We start from the raw sequence: 764 nt of genomic DNA on the forward strand, positions 1-764 counted from the left end.
TCCGGCGGCCTTCTTGATGAGCTCCGCGGCCGGCGGCGTCTTCAGGACGAACGTGAAGCTGCGGTCCTCGTAGACGGTGATCTCCACGGGGATGACGTTGCCGCGCTGCGACTCGGTCGCGGCGTTGTACGCCTTGCAGAACTCCATGATGTTGACGCCGTGCTGACCGAGCGCCGGACCGATCGGCGGCGCGGGGTTCGCGGCGCCGGCCTTGATCTGGAGCTTGATCAGGCCGGTCACCTTTTTCTTGGGTGCCATGTGTAGCTTCCTCTCTTCGAAGGACCGATCCCTCGCCAGGCTCGGGACCGTGTCCATCTCCCGCGTGTCCGGCGGTTCCGGACGGCGGTTGGTCTGCGCGCGCGCTGAACGCACGTGCAAACCCCACAATCTTACCCGATCCGCGGCCCCTCCCGCGCATCGGCCACTGCGCCGCCTTCGAGCCGGTGACGCAGCGTGGCGAGGGCTGGTGGTCAGCGACCATCGCCGACCCCTTCGGCAACCTCATCGGTCTCATCCACAGCCCGCACTGGGCGGGCACGCACGCCCGTGAACGCGAGAACGCCCCGCAGGCAAAGGCCTGGCGGGGCGTTCGTCGTGACCGAATGCGGTCAGAGCTTCGTGACCTGGTCGAACGACAGCTCGACAGGGGTCTCGCGCTCGAACAGGGAGACGAGCACCGTGAGCTTGCCGCTCTCGGGCTTGATCTCGCTGATCGAACCGGGAAGGCCGGCGAACGAGCCCTCCTTGATCGTGATGGTCTCGCC

At 67.1% G+C, this 764-nt stretch carries 1 protein-coding gene and 1 pseudogene; both read right to left on the bottom strand.

Annotated elements, in window-relative coordinates:
• Window positions 1-258 (bottom strand): annotated as a pseudogene (locus tag NQ160_RS24365) (50S ribosomal protein L11); the annotation flags it as partial.
• A 350-nt stretch (window positions 259-608) separates the two neighbouring features.
• The coding region (gene nusG / locus NQ160_RS24370) for a transcription termination/antitermination protein NusG (RefSeq protein ID WP_374113717.1) at window positions 609-764 on the bottom strand (156 nt) is incomplete at its 5' end.

The sequence above is a fragment of the Microbacterium sp. zg.Y909 genome, from assembly GCF_024626565.1.